Here is a 16,542-nt window from a genome sequence, read left to right on the forward strand (position 1 = left end):
CCCTGCCTTCCATAGGTGTAAGGGCCAGTCTGCCCTGTGTTGCGCGTACACGTCAGTCCGTAGCGGACCCAGTCCGTACGGATCCGGCGGCCGGTCCGTGCGGATCCCGTGCCGGGTCCGTGTGGATCCGGTGCCGGTCGGCGAGGAGCCCGCGCCCCGGTCCGTACCGATCACGCATCCATCCCTGTTCAACTAGCTGACGGTTCGTCAGATTGGCGCTACCGTGAGGACATGGAGACCTTCCCGAAGATCATCTCGGTGGACGACCACACGGTTGAGCCCCCCAACGTCTGGCGGGACCGGCTCCCGTCCAAGTACCACGACGTCGGCCCCCGCGTCGTCCGCGCCCCCCTGAAGGAAATGACCTTCCTGGGAGGCAAGTTCGCCCCCGTCATGGGGGCCAAGGGCGACGACGGACCGATAGGCGACTGGTGGGTGTACGAGGACCTGCACCGACCCCTCACCCGCCTCGACACGGCCGTCGGCTACAGCCGCGACGAGATCAAGCTCGAAGTCATCACGTACGAGCAGATGCGCCCGGGCTCCTTCTCGGTTCCCGACCGGCTCGCCGACATGGACGTCAACCACGTCCAGTCGGCCCTCTGCTTCCCGACCTTCCCGCGTTTCTGCGGCCAGACCTTCACCGAGGCCAAGGACCGCGAACTCGGTCTGCTCGGCGTGCGCGCGTACAACGACTGGATGGTGGAGGAGTGGTGCGGCCCCGAAGCCGCCGGCCGTCTCATCCCGCTCACCCTCATCCCGCTCTGGGACGCCCGCCTGGCCGCCGCCGAGGTCCGCCGCAACGCCGCGCGCGGGGTCCGTGCGGTCGCCTTCTCGGAGATCCCGCCCCACCTCGGGCTCCCCTCCATCCACACGGACGAGTGGGACCCCTTCCTGGAGGCGTGCAACGAGACCGGCACGGTCATCGCCATGCACATCGGCTCCTCCTCGCGCATGCCCTCCACCTCGGCGGACGCGCCGCCGGCCGTCGGATCGACCATCACCTTCGCCAACTGCTGCTTCTCGATGGTGGACTGGCTGATGAGCGGCAAGTTCGAACGCTTTCCGAACCTCAAGATCATGTACGCGGAGGGCCAGATCGGCTGGATCCCGTACATCCTGGAGCGCGCGAACGTGGTCTGGGAGGAGAACCGCGGCTGGGGCGGCGTCGCCGACAAGGTGCTGCGCCCGCCGTCGGAGCTCTTCGCGGAGCACGTCTTCGGCTGCTTCTTCGATGACGCCTTCGGTCTGAAGAACCTGGACTCCATCGGCGTCGCCAACGTCCTCTACGAGACCGACTACCCCCACTCCGACTCCACGTGGCCCAAATCCCGTGAGGTCGGCGAGTCCCAGATGGGTCACCTGGCCCCGGACGTGGTGGACCGGATCGTGCGCGGCAACGCGATCGACCTGCTGGGCCTGACCCCGGAAGGCCGCTGGCCGGGGGCGTAGCGGGTGGTGGCGGTGGTGGTGTGGCAGGCGTCGGCCCCCGGGGGATCTCCCGGGGGATCTCCCGGGGGCCGACGCGCGCTGCGGCCTCTCACCCGAGTGCTACCCCATCTGGTACGGCGACACCGACTACCACCAGGCCTGGGGCGGCCCGACCCTGACCGGCGTCTGGCTGGTGCACGCCTTCGGCTGGCTGGCCTGCTTGTACGCCATCGGCTGGATCCTCCGGGCGATAGGCCGCGGGCAGCTGGCGATCACGCGACGGGTCGTCGGCGACGCCGAGGGGTGAGCCGTGCCCACAGAAACGATATCTCTTGACGCCGATCTTGATATCGTTTAAGTGGACGGGGGTCGGTCGGCCCCTCGCTGAGGAGGTTCGCGATGGCCAGAACCGTGATCGACGTAGATGACGCCCTGCTGGCGGAAGCCGCCGAGCTCTTCGGGACGAAGACGAAGGTGGCGACGGTGAACGCCGCCCTCCAGGACGTGGTCAACCGGCGCAAGCGGGAGGACTTCCTGAACTGGATCGCCGAGGGCGGGCTGCCCGACCTGACGGGCCCGGTCGAACCGGCCGCGGAGACCGCCTTCACTGACGAGGAGCACGTTCGGGACAGGGCGGCATGACCGAGCGCTTCCTGATCGACAAGTCCGCGCTGGCGCGCTATCCGAAGCCGGCGGTGCACAAGGTCGTCTTCCCCCTCCACGTGGCGGGAGTCCTCGCCGTGTGCGGTGCCGTGGAGCTGGAAGTGATGTACAGCTCCCGCTCGAAGGCCGATGCGGACCGGGTCCGCAAGGGCATGGGCGCCTTCGACTGGCTTCCCACTCCCGATGAGACGTGGGGCCGGGCTTTGGACGTGCAGAGGAAGCTCATCGAGGGGGGCAACTGGAAGGCGCTCTCGCTCCCGGGCCTGATCATCGCGGCGACCGCCGAACGGCGCGGAGCCACCGTCCTGCACTACGACGGTGACTACGACATGATCGCCGAGGTCACCGGCCAGCCGATGCGATGGGTCGTGCCGCGGGGAACGGCCGACTGAGGGATCCAGGGGCGGGCGTCGTCGGCCCGGCCGTCGAAGCCCGCGGTGCCCGTCAACGCCTGGGGCGGGTGTCAGCCTTGCGGGGGCCGTCACAGGCAGGGCATGCTTCGCCGGAGCAAAGGGGGAGGGTGTCTGTGGTGGACAAGCGGACCGTGGTGACCGCGGTGCTCTGCGCGGCGGTGGCGCTGGGCGCTTCCGCGGCCATGACGAAGGTGGTCCCGGCTGACGACGGCAAGGCCCGCGGTTCCGGGAAGGCGGCCCCCAGGGCGACGCCGTCACCGTCGGCATCGCAGTCGCAATCATCGGAACAGGCTCGGCGGTCCGATGGCCGGACCCCCGGGGCGTCGGTCTCGCCCGCCACGCCGGGCGGGCCCGTGGCCTTCGCCGGGGCGCTGTTCGAGGGCGGTACGACCGATGATCACTACTGTTCGGCGACCGTCGTGCACAGCCCCGGGCGGAACCTGATCGCCACCGCCGGCCACTGCCTGCTCGCCGGCCGGGCCGGCGAAGGCGGAGCCTCCTTCGCACCCGCGTACGCGGGCGGGCGGGCCCCGTACGGCACCTGGAAGATCGCCGAGGTGTTCGAGGACCCGCGCTGGTCGGACGGGACCAACGACGACTACGACCTGGCCTTCGCCCGCCTCGCTCCCGACGACGCGGGGCGCAACGTCGAGGACGTCACCGGCGCCGCCGTCCTGGACACCACGGGCCGCACGGACGAGCAGGTCACGGTGACGGGCTACCCGTCGCACCGCAAGGACCCGCGCACCTGCGTGTCCCGCGCGGTACGGATCAGCACCACCGAACAGCGCTTCGACTGCGCGGACTTCCCCACCGGCACGAGCGGCAGCGCGTGGATCGCCGCCGACGGAAAGATCATCGGCGTCCTGACCGGAGGTGACACGGACGACGTCTCGACGAGCACGATCCTGACCGGCTACGCGGCGGACCTGTACGCACGGGCGACGGGTGGCGCGGGAGGGGGGACCGGCAGGTGAGCCAGTACTACGACCTCGGCGACGAGACCCTCTGGAACCCCTCGAACGGCGCCGCCCGCCTCTTTCACCGCCAAGTGGCCGTATTCGAGGCCGAACTCGGCCTCCCGTCGGGCATCGGCCCGATGGAGAACGACGAGTGCCAGATCGACCCGGCTGTTCTCGGCGTCTTCACCGAAGCCCTCGTCGTCCGCCACGGCCAGACCGGCCACGCCATCATCCGCGCCCTCTCGGAGGGATTCGTCGCCACCGTGCTGGTACTGGCGGACCGGGCGGGCGTGGACGTGCACAGGCCGGGGCCGGGGCCGGCGGCCGATTCGCTGGAGGGGGCGCGGGACGTCCAGGTCCAGGTCCAGGTCCAGGCGCAGGTTCCGCTCCCGGACCCGTGGGGCCCCTTGGCGGAGTCCGAGCTGCGCGCGGCCGCCCGGGAGCTGTCCCGGCGGATGCCGCGCTGAGATCAGGCGAGCAGGATCAGGCGAGTAGCCCCAAGTGCACCGGCTCGGTGGGGGCCTCGTCGAGCAGTTCGGCGAGGCGCGGCGGCCATAGCGGTTCGCCGAGGGTGGCGAGGTTCCGCGGCGACAGCCACCGCCAGTGGGCCCCGGCGTACTCCGGTACCGGATCGCGGTGCGGGCCGGTGGTCACGTAGATGTGCTCGTACTGGCGCACCGGGATGCCCGTGTGGGTGAAGTCGTGCTCCCAGGTGCAGAGCAGCCGCTCCGGTTCCAGGTCCGTCCAGCCCGTCTCCTCCCGCAACTCCCGCCGTACGCACTCCTCGGGCGTCTCCCCGGGATCGATGCCACCGCCGGGCGGCAGCCAGTGGATGCCGACTTCCACGTTGTTCTCGCGGAAGAGGAAAACAGATCCGGCGGGATTGAGGACGACGATTCTGGCTGCCTGCCGTGGAGTTCGAGGTGAAGGGTGCATCAGACCAGCGTACGACGGGGGGTGCGGGGGGTGGGAGAGGTCGGATGGGAGTGAGGAGCAGGGGTGAGGAGCGGGGGTGAGGAGCGGCGCGGGGTCCGGGTCAGGCGTGTTGGGGCGTCGGCGGGCCGTCCCAGGCCGGGGAGCGCTTCTGGGTGAAGGCGCGGGCGCCTTCCGTGGCGGCGGTGGTGGCGAACACGGGCGTGCTGAGAGGGTCTTGGACGGAGAACGCGGCGTGGTCGTCCAGGCCGCGGGTGTTCTGGACGATCTGCTTCGTGATGTGGACGGCGTGGGGGGAGTGCTCCTGGACGCGGGCGCTCAGGGCGAGGGCCGCTTCGAGGGCCTGGCCCTCGGGGGTGAGGCGGTTGACCAGGCCGTAGCGGGCCGCGTCGGCGGCGGGCAGGGGGGCCGCGGTCAGGAGCATCTCCATCGCCACGTGGTACGGGAGCCGGCCGGGCAGACGGATCGCTCCGCCTTCGGCGGCGATCAGGCCGCGGGCCACCTCGGGCAGGGCGAAGAACGCGGTGTCCGCCGCGGTGATCAGGTCGCAGGCGAGGGCCAGCTCGAAGCCGCCGGCAACGGCCGCACCCTCGACGGCGGCGATGAGCGGCTTGCGCGGCCGGGCCCGGGTCAGCCCCGCCAGCCCGCGCCCGGCGACGACGGGGACGCCTTCGGTGGGGAAGGCCTTGAGGTCCATGCCGGAGCAGAAGTGGCCCTCCGCGCCGGTGAGGATGCCGACGGCCAGCGACGGATCCTCCTCCAGCCGGGTCAGGGCCGCGTCCAGGGCCTCGGCGAGAGGCCGGTCGACGGCGTTGCGGACGTGCGGCCTGTTGAGGGTGATGAGCAGGACGCCGGGGGTGGGTTCGGTCGTCAGTACGGCGGGGCCGGGGTCGGGCATGTGGGGGCCTCCTGGGCGGGGCGGGGCTGGGCTGGGCTGGGCTGGGCTGGGGAAGGGGTGCTGGGGAGTCAGTCAGTTCCGTACCACCGGCAGCGCGGCCAGTCCGCGCATGACGCGGGTCGGCCGCCAGGGCAGTTCGTCGACGGACTTGGCCAGTACGACGCTGCCCAGGCGCTGGAGGAGGAGCGGGAGCGCGACGGCGCCTTCGAGGCGGGCCAGGGCGGCACCGATGCAGAAGTGGGGCCCGTAGCCGAAGGCCAGGTGGTCATTGGGCGTCCGCCCGAGATCGAGCCGGTCCGGCTCGAGGAAACGGTCGCCGTCCCGGTTCGCCGAGCCGATGAGCAGGCTGACGATGTCCCCCTCGCCGATCCGCTGTCCGTGGAGGGTGATCGATTCTGCCGCGCAGCGGAAGGTGGCGTCCCGCACGGGGGAGTCGTAGCGCAGGAGCTCTTCCACGGCGGTGGTGACGAGGTCGGGTGCCGTCGCACTCGTCGCACTCGTCGCACCCGTCGCACCCGTCGCACCCGTCACCTCCGTGAGCCGGGCGGCCTCGGTGGGGTTGTGGAGGAGGGCGAGGGTGCCGTTTCCGATGAGGTTCATGGTGGTGTCGTGTCCGACCAGGAGGAGGAGGTACGCGGTGGACCGCAGCTCCTCCTCGCTCATCGCGCCGCTTTCGTCGCTGGCCCGTACGAGCGCGCCCAGCAGGTCCACTCCGCTCTGTTCGTCGCCCGTACGTTTCGTGGCGACGAGCCGGTCGAGCAGCGCGTGCAGCGCGCCTTCCACCCGTGCCGGATCAAGACCGGGAGCGGGCGCGATGGTGGCCATGAGGGTGTCGCGGGTCTCCGCGTTGTCCAACTCCTCCGGGACACCGAGGATCGCGCAGATCATCCGGAAGGTGAGGGGCGCGGCGAAGTCCCCGATCACGTCCACGTGGACATGGCCCTCGACGCGGTCGAGGAGCTGGTGCGCGGTGGATGTGATGAAAGGTTCCAGCTGGGCGATGCGGCGGGGCACGAAGGCCGTGTTCACCAGGGTCCGCAGCCGGGTGTGGTCCGGGGGATCGGCATGGACGAGATGCCGGTTCAGCCCGGCCGGCCCCGCAACGTAGCCGGGCACCCGCCCCGGATCCTTGCTCAGCCGCTCGTCGGTGAGCAGCGCCCGGACGTCCTCGTAGCGCGATACCTGCCACACGGTGGGGCGCCCGTCCCGGCGCTCCGCACGCACGGGCGCATGGCGGCGCAGCCAGGCGAAGTAGGGGTACGGGTCCCGAGCCCGCGCGGCCAGCACGTCGGGGGGCGGGGTGGAAGGGGGCGGGGTGGAAGGGGGTGGGGTGGAGAGAGGGGCACTGGCACGGACGCTCCGGAATCGGCAATCGACAAGTCGCCGGTTCAACGGGCACGTGTGGGAGGAGGATGCGGATCTAGGGGTTGGGGCTCAGGTGTTCTCCAGGGGGCGGCTCTTGTGCCAGGCCTCTCTGAGGGCTTCGAGTTCGAAGCGGGGCAAGTGCTCACCCCACTTGCCGCGAAACCCGCTCTCCCCGTACCTCCGCGCGACCTCGTCGAAGCAGCGGACGACGGCGCGAGCCACGGTGTCGATGCTCTGTTGGCTCGACCAGATTTCGGCTCCGGCGTTGTCGTGCTTGCCGCCGTCGGCCAGTTCCAGCACCCGAATCCACACGTCTGTGCCCTCGCGGTAGAAGATCCAGCGGAACGCGGTGGGCTCCGCCTCGAACTGCACGCGCGCCTCGACTTCACCGCCGACGAGCCGGGCCACCGCCGTCAGTAGGTCCTCGGGGGCCGTGGAGATGTACGAGGCCTCGAGCGCGGCTTCCGCCTGATGATCGGAGATGGTGCAGTCGGCCCATCCCGGCCCGCTGAGGGTCCAAACGAGCTGAATGTCAGCCGCCATGACCGGCCTCCTGGCCGAGGAAGTGCCGGACATCGGCTGCGAGAGCGGACATCTGCTCGCCGGCTTCCAGCCAGGTGGTGACGGATGCCTCCCAGCTGCCGACGGACATGCGCCACGGACGCAGGGTCCAGGTCAGCCCGACATGACCGCCCGAGCGGAAGACTGCTCTGACCGTGAGATCGCGGTCGATGGTCTGCCAGACCCGCTCTCCGTCCCAGCCCCGGAAGTCCGCGGAGAGCTTCTCCAGGAAGGGAGCCAGGTCGGCACTCCAGTTCCAGGCCGCCACGCCGTCCAGGCGAGCGTGCAGACCGGTCGCGCAAGCCTCGATGGCGTAGTGGACGCAGCCATTCATCCGGGTCTCGAAGTCCGTTGGTGAGGCGATGTCCGAGGCCGGAAGAGAGCCTCCGCGGGTGAACCTGCGCAGCAGCCGGTGTGCCTGTGCTGCGGGTTGGTCGGTGGCGTTGGCATGGTTCGGGGGGAGCCCGGCAGTCCAGTGTCCTTTCGGTGCGGGCCGGTCCCTCAAGGGCGCTCCCTTCGGTCGCGTCGCTTCGCGATGGCCTTCGGCCACCCTTGACCGACCGACCCACCCCGAAACGCCACAAGACTTCCGGGATCCCCCCGAGGAACGGCCGGGAGGGAGGACAGGGAGGAGCGGCCCGGTTGCAGATACGCAGCCCCCTCCGGCCAGTGGGCATCCATACACGGCCCCGGCAGGACAGGAAGCTCAGCCGGTACGGACGCGCGGGGCGATCAGAGCATCCAGGGCCGGGCGCCTGGACACCCTTCCCGTGACGGTCGCCCGCCACCACGAGCGAGAGGGGGACGAGACGGCTCTCGGAGTCGGTGGGCGCGACAGATCGCTACACACTCCCGCTCGGCTTAGCGACTAACCACCGTCCCTGGCTGAGCCAGCTGAACCAGCTGAGCCAGCTGAGCCAGCTGAACTGGCTGAACTGGTGGAACTAGTAGACGGGATGGCCACCACACTTTGGCTCAGGTGAGGTTCAATCCTCCGTCCAGCACGATGACTTCGCCGGTGAGGTAGGTGCTGGTGATTACTGACGCCACGAGGTCGGCCACGTCGGCGGGCTGAGCCGGGCGGTGCATGGGGGCGCGATCTCGCCACAACTCGTGTGCTTGAGCCCAGTCCTTGGTCATCGGTGTGTCCACCAGGCCGGGAGCGATCGCGTTGACCCGGACCTCTGGGCCGAGTGCGGCTGCGAGCAGCCGGGTCACATGGTTCAGTGCGGCCTTGCTCGCTGCGTATGGGACCGATGAGCCCTTGGGGCGTACCCCGGCATGGCTGGTGATGTTCACGATGCTGCCGCCCGTGGGGGAGCGGCGCAGTGCCGGAAGCGCTGCCGTGCACAGGACCCATGGTGCGATCAGGTTCACTTCCAGCAGCTGCCGCCAGTCCGCAGGCGTTGCGGCGGCCAGGTCGTCGTGCGGGATCGGCCAGCTGATGCCCGCGTTGTTCACGAGGACGTCCAGCCGGCCGAACCGGTCGAGTGTCGCCTCGATGAGCCCGCGAGCCTCTTCCTCCACCGCCAGATCAGCCCGTACGTACGCCCCACCGAGCTCCGCCGCCAGCGCCTCCCCAGCCTCCACGCTGCGCCGCGAGTGCACGACGACCCGCATCCCGTCCGCTGCCAGCCTCCGAGCGACAGCCTCACCGATCCCCGACGTGGACCCGCTGACTACGGCGACGGGCCGATCCACTTGTTCAATCCCCATGCCGGTGGATCCTGCCATCGTTCTCCCTGGTGGGTGTATCTCGTGCGTGAGGGAGAGGAGACGGTGGTGGCTGAGGTGGTGGTGGCCGAGGTGATGGCCGAGCTGGCTGCGTTGGAGGACCCGAAGGTCCGGGCGGTGAACGAGAAGCACGGCGACGATCACGGTGTGAATCTCGGCAAGCTGCGCGCGGTCGCGAAGCGCTTGAAGACACAGCAGGAACTGTCCGGCGGGCTCTGGGAGACGGGTGACACGGCCGCGAGGCTGCTGGCCATCCTGATCTGCCGCCCGAAGGCCTTCGGGCGGGACGAGCTGGACGCCATGCTGCGCGGCGCGCGCACGCCCAAGGTGCACGACTGGCTCGTGAACTACGTGGTGAAGAAGAGTCCGCACGCGGAAGAGCTGCGGCTGGTGTGGTTCGCCGATCCTGATCCCGTGGTTGCGAGTGCCGGGTGGGCGCTGACCACCGAGCGGGTGGCGAAGAAGCCCGATGGTCTGGATCTCGCGGGACTGCTCGACGTCATCGAGGCGGAGATGAAGGACGCCCCCGACCGCCTGCAATGGGCGATGAACCACTGCCTGGCCCAGATCGGCATCGAGCATGCCGAGTACCGCGCCCGCGCACTCGCCATCGGCGAGCGCCTGGAGGTTCTGAAGGACTATCCGACGCCTCCCGGCTGTACTTCGCCGTACGCGCCCGCCTGGATCAACGAGCTGGTGCGCCGGAAGGAGGAGAAGGCGGCGGGCTGAAAAGCGGTGGACAGCTTTCGTGCCCTGGGTGAGCATCGCCGCGATGAGCAATGAACTTCTTCCGAAACGCGTCCGCTTCGTCAAGCTCAACGCGAAGGCCCTACGGGCACTCGCCGATGGCGATCTCGCAGGCGGCAGCGCCGAGGCCGGGGTGGCCCTCGACGAGCACTTCGTATCCGATCGTGCCCGCTGGATCTTCGGCTACCGAGCCGACCAACACGCCAAGGACCCGTCCTCCGCACCCTGGACCACCCGGGCGGCAGTGTCGGAGCCGGACGGGACGGTCATAGGCGACGCGGGGTTCCACGGCCCGCCGGACGAAGAGGGCGTGGTCGAGGTCGGCTACAGCGTGGTCCCCACTTACCGCCGCCAGGGCTACGCGCGCGCCATGCTGACCGCCCTCCTGGCCAGGTCCGCCGAAGAACCCGATGTGAGGACAGTCCGGGCCACGATCCGATCCGACAACACGGCCTCCCTGGCCACCATCGCGGGCTTCGGCTTCACCCGCGTCGCCGAGCGGGGAAACGAGACCGACGGAATCGACCTCGTCTTCGAACTCCCCGCGAACCCCACCTGACCAGCCAGGGACGGTGGTTAGTCGCTAAGCCGAGTGGGAGTGTGTAGCGATCTGTCGCGCCCACCGACTCCGAGAGCCGTCTCGTCCCCCTCTCGCTCGTGGTGGCGGGCGACCGTCACGGGAAGGGTGTCCAGACGCCCGGCCCTGGATGCTCTGATCGCCCCACGCCTCCGTACCGGCTGAGCTTCCTGTCCTGCCGGGGCCGTGTATGGATGCCCACTGGCCTGAGGGGGCTGCGAATGTCCGACTGGGCCGCTCCTCCCTCATCTCCCTCCCGGCCGTTCCTCGGGGGGATCCCGGAAGTCTTGTGGCGTTTCGGGGTGGGTCGGTCGGTCAAGGGTGGCCGAAGGCCATCGCGAAGCGACGCGACCGCAGGGAGCGCCCTTGAGGGACCGGCCCGCACCGAAAGGACACTGGACTGCCGGGCTCCCACCGCACCATGCCAACGCCACCGACCAACCCGCAGCACAAGCCAGGGTCACCCCACCCCCCTCACCCCACCCCCCTCACCCCACCCCCCTCACCCCGCCTGCAGCGCCAGCGTCGGCGATAGCTTTGCCGCGCGGACCGCCGGGTAGAGGCCTGCCACCGTGCCGATGGCCAGGGTTGCCGCGAAGCCTCCGGTGACGGCCCACAGGGGGACCACCCAGGGGAGGTCGCCGGCTCGGGCGTACACCGCCGTGGCCGCTGCGCCCAGGGCGATGCCGGCCAGGCCGCCCAGGCCCGACAGGAGCAGGGACTCCGTGACGAACTGGATGCGGATCTGGCCCTTGGTGGCGCCCAGGGAGCGGCGCAGGCCGATCTCGTGGCGGCGTTCGAGTACCGAGATGATCATCGTGTTGGCCACCCCGACCCCGCCGACCAGCAGGGCGATGCCGCCCAGGCCGAGGAGGAGGGTGCTGAAGGCGCCCTCGGTGGCGGCCTTCGCCTGGAGGGCCGCCGACGGGTCCGTGACCGATACCGCGCTCGGGTTCTCGGGGTTGGCCGTCTTGCCGATGAGGCCGCGGACCTGCTGGACGCGGTCGTCGGCGGAGCGTTCGTAGACGGACGTGGGATGGCCGTCGAAGCCCAGGAGGCTCTGTGCGGCGTCCCAGCCGATGAGCGCCGAGCGTTCGATCTCCGGCGCGAGGGGGATGGGGTCCAGGATGCCGATGACGGTGAAGTACTGGCCGCCGATGAACACCTGTCCGCCCGGACCCGTGATGCCCAGGCGCTCGGCGGTGACGTGCCCGAGCACCACGGACGGGTAGCGGCCCGTCGCGTCGTTGAGCCAGCTTCCGCTGTGCATCCGGGCCCGGAGCGTCTTCAGGAGGTCGCCCTGCGCTGCCTTGAGGGCGATGCCGTTCGTCTCCTCCTTCGGGATGTTCTCGCTGCGGCGCACGGACTCCTTCACGTCGCCCGTCACGCCCACCGATTCGACCCCGGCGATCCGGCCGATCATGCCGGGGGCGTCCTTCGGCAGCTGGGTGTCCTGTCCCGAGAACATCGACGGGCCGGGGGTGGCGACCAGCATGTTCGTGCCGAGCTTGTCGAGTTCCTGGAGCAGCTTGGCCTGGCTCGACGAGGAGATGCCGACGACCGCGATCATCGTCGCGATGCCGATCGCGATCCCGAGCGCCGACAGGAACACGCGCATGGGCCGCGAGCGCAGCCCCGCCGATCCCACGTGGAACACGTCCCGGGGGCCGAGGCGCGGCGGGGACAGCTTGCGGGCCTTCTTCTCGGCGGCGCGCGCTTTCGTACGGGCACCCATTACGCACCCACCCCCAAGGCGCCGGTGTGCCCGACCGCGTCCGCGTTCCACAGGTCGGCCACGATCTCGCCGTCGCGGATGCGGACCTGGCGGGGCAGGCTCGCGGCGATCTCGTTGTCGTGGGTGATCACGGCGATGGTGGCCCCGTCCTGGTTGAGCTCGTGCAGCAGTTCCATCACCGACTCGCCGGACGCCGTGTCCAGGGCGCCCGTCGGCTCGTCGGCGAGCAGCAGGTCCGGTTCGCCCGCCACCGCGCGGGCGATCGCCACGCGCTGCTTCTGCCCGCCGGAGAGTTCGTGGGGCCGGTGGTCCATGCGGTCGCCGAGGCCGACGCGCTCCAGGGCGCGTTCCGCCCGCCGTCCGCGTTCGGCGCGGGAGAGGCCGGAGTAGAGGAGTCCCTCGGCGACGTTGGCGCGGGCGCTGATGCCCGGTACCAGGTGGAAGGACTGGAACACGAAGCCGACGTGGCGGGAGCGCAGCGCCGAAAGCGCTCGGTCGGAGAGGCTGGCGATGTCGTAGCCGGCGATGGCGACGTGGCCGGCGGTGGGCCGGTCCAGCGTCCCCACGATGTGCAGGAGCGTGGACTTTCCGGAGCCCGACGGCCCGACGATGGCGAGGAGCTCGCCGTTCATGACGGTGAGGTCGACTCCGCGCAGGGCCGCGACCCCGCCGGGGTACTCCTTGGTGACGCCGGTCAGTTCGACGACCGCGTGGGCGTGCTTGTTCATGACGCGGGGACCCCTACGAGCATGCCCTCCTTGAGGGCGTCCCCCTTCACCTCCACCCGGCCCTGGCCGAACATGCCGAGCTCGACCTTGATCTCGCGGACCTTGCCGTCCTCGACGACCTGGACTCCGAAACCGCCTTCGGCGAGGGCGAGGAGCGAGTTGACGGGTACGGAGAGCACGCCCTTGCGGACCTCGCCCGTCAGGCCCACCGAGACGGGCGACTGGTCGGGGCCCGTGGCCTCGGCGGGGTTGTCGAGGGCGACCTCGACGTCGACCTTCGGCTTCTTGTCCCCGCCGGCGCCGCCACCCCCGCCCCCGCCGCCCGAGGACGGGTCGTCGCCGTTGGCGGTGGTGCCGATCGAGCTGATCTTGCCCTTGGCGGTGCCTCCGCCGGGCAGGCCCACGGTCACCGGGTCGCCGGTCTTGACCTTGCCGGCCTTGGCCACGTCGAGCTGCAGGCGGACCATCCGCTCGGTGCCGGTCAGGGTCAGGACGGGCTTGCCGGCGGTGGCCTCGTCGCCGACGGCCATGTCGTTCTTCTGGACCCGCTGGGGTCCGGAGGCGAAGGCGATGTCGTCCTTGCCGACCTCCCCGGTCTCCTTCACCTTGTGGGACTTCTGCCAGCGCTTGACGGCGGTGACCGTGCCGTCGGTGAAGGTGCCGTCGGTGGTGTCCAGGCCGGTGCCGAAGCCGAGGGCCTGGAGGTTCTGCTTGAGCTGCTTGACGTCCTCGCCCTTGTCCCCGGACTTCAGGGACCGGTACATGGGGGTGGAGCCGTACATCAGGCGCACGGGCTTGCCGTTGGCCTCGTAGAGCTTGCCGTCGCGCTCGACGGAGGAGCCGGGGGGCGCCACCCAGGTCAGGGTCGCGGAACCGGAACCGGAGCCGGAGCCCGCCCCCGAACCGGCCCCGGCCCCGGCCGCGCCTCCCGTTCCCGCCCCGCCGGACCCGCCGGACCCGCCCGCCGCACCCGCCGCACCCACCGCGTTGAGCTTGCGCTCCTTCGCGAAGCCCAGCGTCCCGTCGGCCTTGAACCCGGCGCTCAGGTCGCTCCGCTTCACCGGCGACGTGGCCCCCGGCAGACCGTCCGCGCGGCCCTGCTTCGAGTCGCCGCCGCCCCCGCCACCACCCCCGTCCGTCCCCGCCTGGGCGACGACCGCGTACCCGCCGCCCGTGACGGCGAGCACGACGGCCAGAGAGCCCAGGACCCACTTCTTGCCCTTGCTCACTGGTCCCCGCTGCACTTGTTCAGCTGGGCCATGAACTTGTCCTTGTCGGCGCCCTCGGGTATCGAGAACCCGCTCCGCGCGTTCCCGTTGAACTCCGGGTCCGGCATGTCGAAGCCGTTGTCCCGCATGCACTTGGCCTGCTTCAGGGCCTTGTCCTTCTCCGCCTGCGGCATCTCGCCGCCGGAGCCGGGGGCCTGCATCCCGCACTTCTCCATGGCCTTCTTCAGGACCTCCTGGTCCTCGCCCGCGCCCAGCGTCATGCCGCGCGGGTCCTCGCCGGGCTTCGGGTCGGGGGCGTCGACGCCGTTGTCGCGCAGGCACTTGCGCATCTTGAGGGCGTTGTCGGCGTCCGCTCCGCCACCGCCGCCGCTGCCGCCCGTACCGCTCGAATTCGAGGAACCGTTCTTCTCGTCCTTCTTTCCGTCGGAGTCGCCGGCGCCGCCCGAGCACGCGGTGACGAAGAGGGTGAGGCCGGTGAGGAGCGCGGCCGTGGTCATGGTCGTGGATCGCTTCATGGGCCCGAGACTGCGCGAACAGCGGGTTTCGCTTCTCTAACGGCTCGTGCTTACAACGGCGAAATGCCGCTCTCCGGTAAAGAGGACGTCATGCGAGTTCTGGTGGTGGAGGACGAGGAGTTCCTGCGGGAGATGATCGCCGAGGGGCTGCGCGGCGACGCGCTGGCCGTAGACGAGGCGAGCGACGGCCTGGAGGCCCTGAGCCGCCTGCGCCTGGGCGCGTACGACGTCCTGATCCTCGACCGGGACCTACCCGGCCTGCACGGCGACGAGGTCTGCCGCCAGGTGGTGCGCGAGCGGCTGCTGACCCGTGTCCTGATGCTGACGGCCTCCGGGACCGTACGGGACCGGGTCGAGGGCCTGGGCCTCGGCGCCGACGACTACCTCACCAAGCCCTTCGCCTACGACGAGCTCCTCGCCCGTGTCCTGGCGCTGGGGCGGCGCGCCCAGCCGGCGCTGCCGCCGGTGCTGGAGCGGGCCGGGGTGGCCGTGGACGTCGCGCGGCGCACCGCCACCCGCGAGGGGCGCCGGCTCGCGCTCTCCCGCAAGGAGTTCGCCGTGCTGGAGTCGCTGCTGCGTGCCGAGGGGGCGGTGCTGAGCAGCGACGACCTGATCGAGCAGGTGTGGGAGGAGGACACCTCGTACAGCACCAACGCGGTACGGGTGACCCTGAGCAAGCTGCGCGCCAAGCTGGGGGAGCCGCCGCTGATCGAGACCGTCCCGGGCGCCGGGTACCGGATCGGTGACGGCCACCGGATCGGTGACGCCCACCGGACCCATGACAACCACCGGAGCGGTGATCCGCGATGAGAGCAGTGCTCCATTCCGAGCGCGCCCGTCTCACCGTCCTCTACGGCTCCCTGCTGCTCCTCGCGGGCGGCGGCCTGATCGCCCTGATCAACATCCTCCTCCGCAACGGTCTCTACACCCGCATCAGCGGCGCCGTCATGACCACCAGGCCGGGCTATGCCGACCAGCTGCCGAACGTGATCCCGGGCCACCGGCTCCCCGTACCCGCCGAGAAGCTGGATCCCGGCGCCACCCCCACCCCCGAGCAGCTCGAACAGTGGCGGGCCACCCAGAACCTGACCACCGCCGTAGAGCAGGCCACCCTCCACGAGCTGCTGATCGTCTCCCTCGTCGCCCTCGCCGTCTTCGCCGTCCTGTCCATCTGGCTCGCCTGGTGGATGGCCGGCCGCGTCCTGCGCCCCCTCGGGGTGATCACCGAGACGGCCCGCCGGCTGTCCGGCGCCAACCTCCACGAGCGGATCGGCCTCAAGGCCCCGCCCGGCGAACTCAAGCGGCTCGCGGACACCTTCGACGGGATGCTCGACCGGATGGAGGACCTGGTCGGGGCGCAGCGCCGGTTCGCCGCGAACGCCGCCCACGAGCTGCGCACCCCCCTCGCCGTCCAGCGGGCGGCCGCCGAGATCGGGCTGGCGGGGGACCCGCCGCCGCAGAAGGTGGCCCGGATCCGCTCCAAGCTCATCGAGGTCGCGGACTCCAGTCAGCACCTCGTGGAGTCGCTGCTCCTGCTGGCCGTCTCGGAGGAGGGCCTGGAGGCGACGGAGCCGGTGGACCTCAGGGCGCTCGCGGAGGCGGAGCTGGCGGCCGCCCGGGCGACGGCCCCTCAGGACCTGCTGGTCGTAGGGGACCTCGCGCCGCTGACCGTCGCGGGCGACCGGACCCTGCTCGGGCACCTCGTGCGGAACCTGCTGGCCAATGCCGTACGTCACAACCGCGCGGGCGGCCGCCTGGAGGTGACGGTCTCTCCGGAAGGGGTGCTGACGGTCTCCAACACCGGTCCGGTGATCGAGCCGCGGGACGTGCCGCGGCTGCTGGAGCCCTTCCGGCGGCGGGCGGAGCGGCAGCATACGGCGGGGGAGGGCGCCGGGTTGGGGCTCTCGATCGTCGCGTCGATCGCACGGGCGCACGGCGCGGAACTGACGGCGCGGGCCAACCCGGCGCCGGGCGGCGGGTTGATGGTCCGGGTCTGGTTCCCGGCCGGGGCACCGGCCGCGCGACCCGCCGGGGAAACGCCGGGCGCTTGA

19 protein-coding genes are annotated in these 16,542 nt (G+C 70.8%); 9 read left to right on the plus strand and 10 right to left on the minus strand.

All coding sequences use genetic code 11. From position 1 onward, the window contains the following. Positions 1-231: 231 nt before the first annotated feature. From OG730_RS24100 to OG730_RS24120, 5 genes are all read left to right on the plus strand, one after another. On the plus strand, positions 232-1,452 hold the full coding sequence (locus OG730_RS24100; protein WP_327306190.1) for an amidohydrolase family protein: 1,221 nt from the start codon (positions 232-234) through the stop codon (positions 1,450-1,452). Positions 1,453-1,830: 378 nt separating this feature from the next. Next, the gene (locus OG730_RS24105) at positions 1,831-2,073 is read left to right on the plus strand and encodes a type II toxin-antitoxin system VapB family antitoxin (protein WP_327306191.1); all 243 of its coding nucleotides are present in this window, start codon (positions 1,831-1,833) and stop codon (positions 2,071-2,073) included. Then, positions 2,070-2,486, plus strand: coding sequence for a PIN domain nuclease (locus OG730_RS24110; protein ID WP_327306192.1), 417 nt, complete (start codon positions 2,070-2,072; stop codon positions 2,484-2,486). The genes OG730_RS24105 and OG730_RS24110 overlap by 4 nt, the downstream gene beginning before the upstream one ends. Positions 2,487-2,623: 137 nt before the next feature. Next, complete coding sequence (locus OG730_RS24115) at positions 2,624-3,484, plus strand: trypsin-like serine peptidase (protein ID WP_327306193.1); 861 nt, start codon at positions 2,624-2,626, stop codon at positions 3,482-3,484. Further along, positions 3,481-3,936 carry a DUF6086 family protein gene (locus tag OG730_RS24120; RefSeq protein ID WP_327306194.1) on the plus strand — a complete coding sequence of 152 codons (456 nt, stop codon included), beginning with the start codon at positions 3,481-3,483 and terminating at the stop codon, positions 3,934-3,936. The genes OG730_RS24115 and OG730_RS24120 overlap by 4 nt, the downstream gene beginning before the upstream one ends. 16 nt (positions 3,937-3,952) lie before the next feature. Here OG730_RS24120 and OG730_RS24125 read toward each other — a convergent pair whose 3' ends face one another. The 6 genes from OG730_RS24125 to OG730_RS24150 form a co-directional block, all read right to left on the minus strand. Beyond that, positions 3,953-4,405, minus strand: a complete 453-nt coding sequence (locus tag OG730_RS24125) for an NUDIX hydrolase (RefSeq protein WP_327306195.1) — start codon at positions 4,403-4,405, stop codon at positions 3,953-3,955. Positions 4,406-4,505: 100 nt separating this feature from the next. Then, a complete protein-coding gene (locus OG730_RS24130; RefSeq protein ID WP_327306196.1) occupies positions 4,506-5,300 on the minus strand; it encodes a crotonase/enoyl-CoA hydratase family protein in 795 nt (264 codons plus the stop codon). Between the two features lie 72 nt (positions 5,301-5,372). Further along, the gene (locus OG730_RS24135; protein WP_327306197.1) at positions 5,373-6,587 is read right to left on the minus strand and encodes a cytochrome P450 family protein; all 1,215 of its coding nucleotides are present in this window, start codon (positions 6,585-6,587) and stop codon (positions 5,373-5,375) included. 147 nt (positions 6,588-6,734) lie between these two features. Beyond that, on the minus strand, positions 6,735-7,208 hold the full coding sequence (locus OG730_RS24140; protein ID WP_327306198.1) for a hypothetical protein: 474 nt from the start codon (positions 7,206-7,208) through the stop codon (positions 6,735-6,737). Beyond that, on the minus strand, positions 7,198-7,560 hold the full coding sequence (locus OG730_RS24145) for a DUF6228 family protein (protein ID WP_327306199.1): 363 nt from the start codon (positions 7,558-7,560) through the stop codon (positions 7,198-7,200). The genes OG730_RS24140 and OG730_RS24145 overlap by 11 nt, the downstream gene beginning before the upstream one ends. A 641-nt stretch (positions 7,561-8,201) precedes the next feature. After that, entirely contained in the window at positions 8,202-8,942 is a 741-nt protein-coding gene (locus OG730_RS24150) for an SDR family NAD(P)-dependent oxidoreductase (protein WP_327306200.1), read from the minus strand. A 93-nt stretch (positions 8,943-9,035) separates the two neighbouring features. On the opposite strand from OG730_RS24150, the gene OG730_RS24155 reads away from it, so the two are divergent. Together OG730_RS24155 and OG730_RS24160 are read left to right on the plus strand one after the other, a co-directional pair. After that, the gene (locus tag OG730_RS24155) at positions 9,036-9,689 is read left to right on the plus strand and encodes a DNA alkylation repair protein (RefSeq protein WP_442815207.1); all 654 of its coding nucleotides are present in this window, start codon (positions 9,036-9,038) and stop codon (positions 9,687-9,689) included. A gap of 43 nt (positions 9,690-9,732) precedes the next feature. Beyond that, a complete protein-coding gene (locus OG730_RS24160; RefSeq protein WP_327306202.1) occupies positions 9,733-10,266 on the plus strand; it encodes a GNAT family N-acetyltransferase in 534 nt (177 codons plus the stop codon). A 520-nt stretch (positions 10,267-10,786) separates the two neighbouring features. Here the strand turns inward: OG730_RS24160 and OG730_RS24165 are convergent. The 4 genes from OG730_RS24165 to OG730_RS24180 are packed head-to-tail and all read right to left on the minus strand — an operon-like array spanning position 10,787 to position 14,491. Further along, positions 10,787-12,019: an ABC transporter permease gene (locus OG730_RS24165; RefSeq protein ID WP_327306203.1), complete on the minus strand. Its 1,233-nt coding sequence runs from the start codon at positions 12,017-12,019 to the stop codon at positions 10,787-10,789. Beyond that, positions 12,019-12,747 carry an ABC transporter ATP-binding protein gene (locus OG730_RS24170; protein ID WP_327306204.1) on the minus strand — a complete coding sequence of 243 codons (729 nt, stop codon included), beginning with the start codon at positions 12,745-12,747 and terminating at the stop codon, positions 12,019-12,021. Before OG730_RS24170 ends, OG730_RS24165 begins: the two co-directional genes overlap by 1 nt. Next, complete coding sequence (locus OG730_RS24175; protein ID WP_327306205.1) at positions 12,744-13,976, minus strand: peptidoglycan-binding protein; 1,233 nt, start codon at positions 13,974-13,976, stop codon at positions 12,744-12,746. The genes OG730_RS24170 and OG730_RS24175 overlap by 4 nt, the downstream gene beginning before the upstream one ends. After that, positions 13,973-14,491: a hypothetical protein gene (locus tag OG730_RS24180; protein ID WP_327306206.1), complete on the minus strand. Its 519-nt coding sequence runs from the start codon at positions 14,489-14,491 to the stop codon at positions 13,973-13,975. The genes OG730_RS24175 and OG730_RS24180 overlap by 4 nt, the downstream gene beginning before the upstream one ends. A gap of 90 nt (positions 14,492-14,581) precedes the next feature. Here OG730_RS24180 and OG730_RS24185 point away from each other — a divergent pair, with 90 nt between their 5' ends. Continuing rightward, positions 14,582-15,301: a response regulator transcription factor gene (locus OG730_RS24185; protein ID WP_327306207.1), complete on the plus strand. Its 720-nt coding sequence runs from the start codon at positions 14,582-14,584 to the stop codon at positions 15,299-15,301. After that, positions 15,298-16,542: a sensor histidine kinase gene (locus OG730_RS24190; protein WP_327306208.1), complete on the plus strand. Its 1,245-nt coding sequence runs from the start codon at positions 15,298-15,300 to the stop codon at positions 16,540-16,542. Before OG730_RS24185 ends, OG730_RS24190 begins: the two co-directional genes overlap by 4 nt.

Source organism: Streptomyces sp. NBC_01298 (assembly GCF_035978755.1).
Lineage (GTDB): Bacteria > Actinomycetota > Actinomycetes > Streptomycetales > Streptomycetaceae > Streptomyces.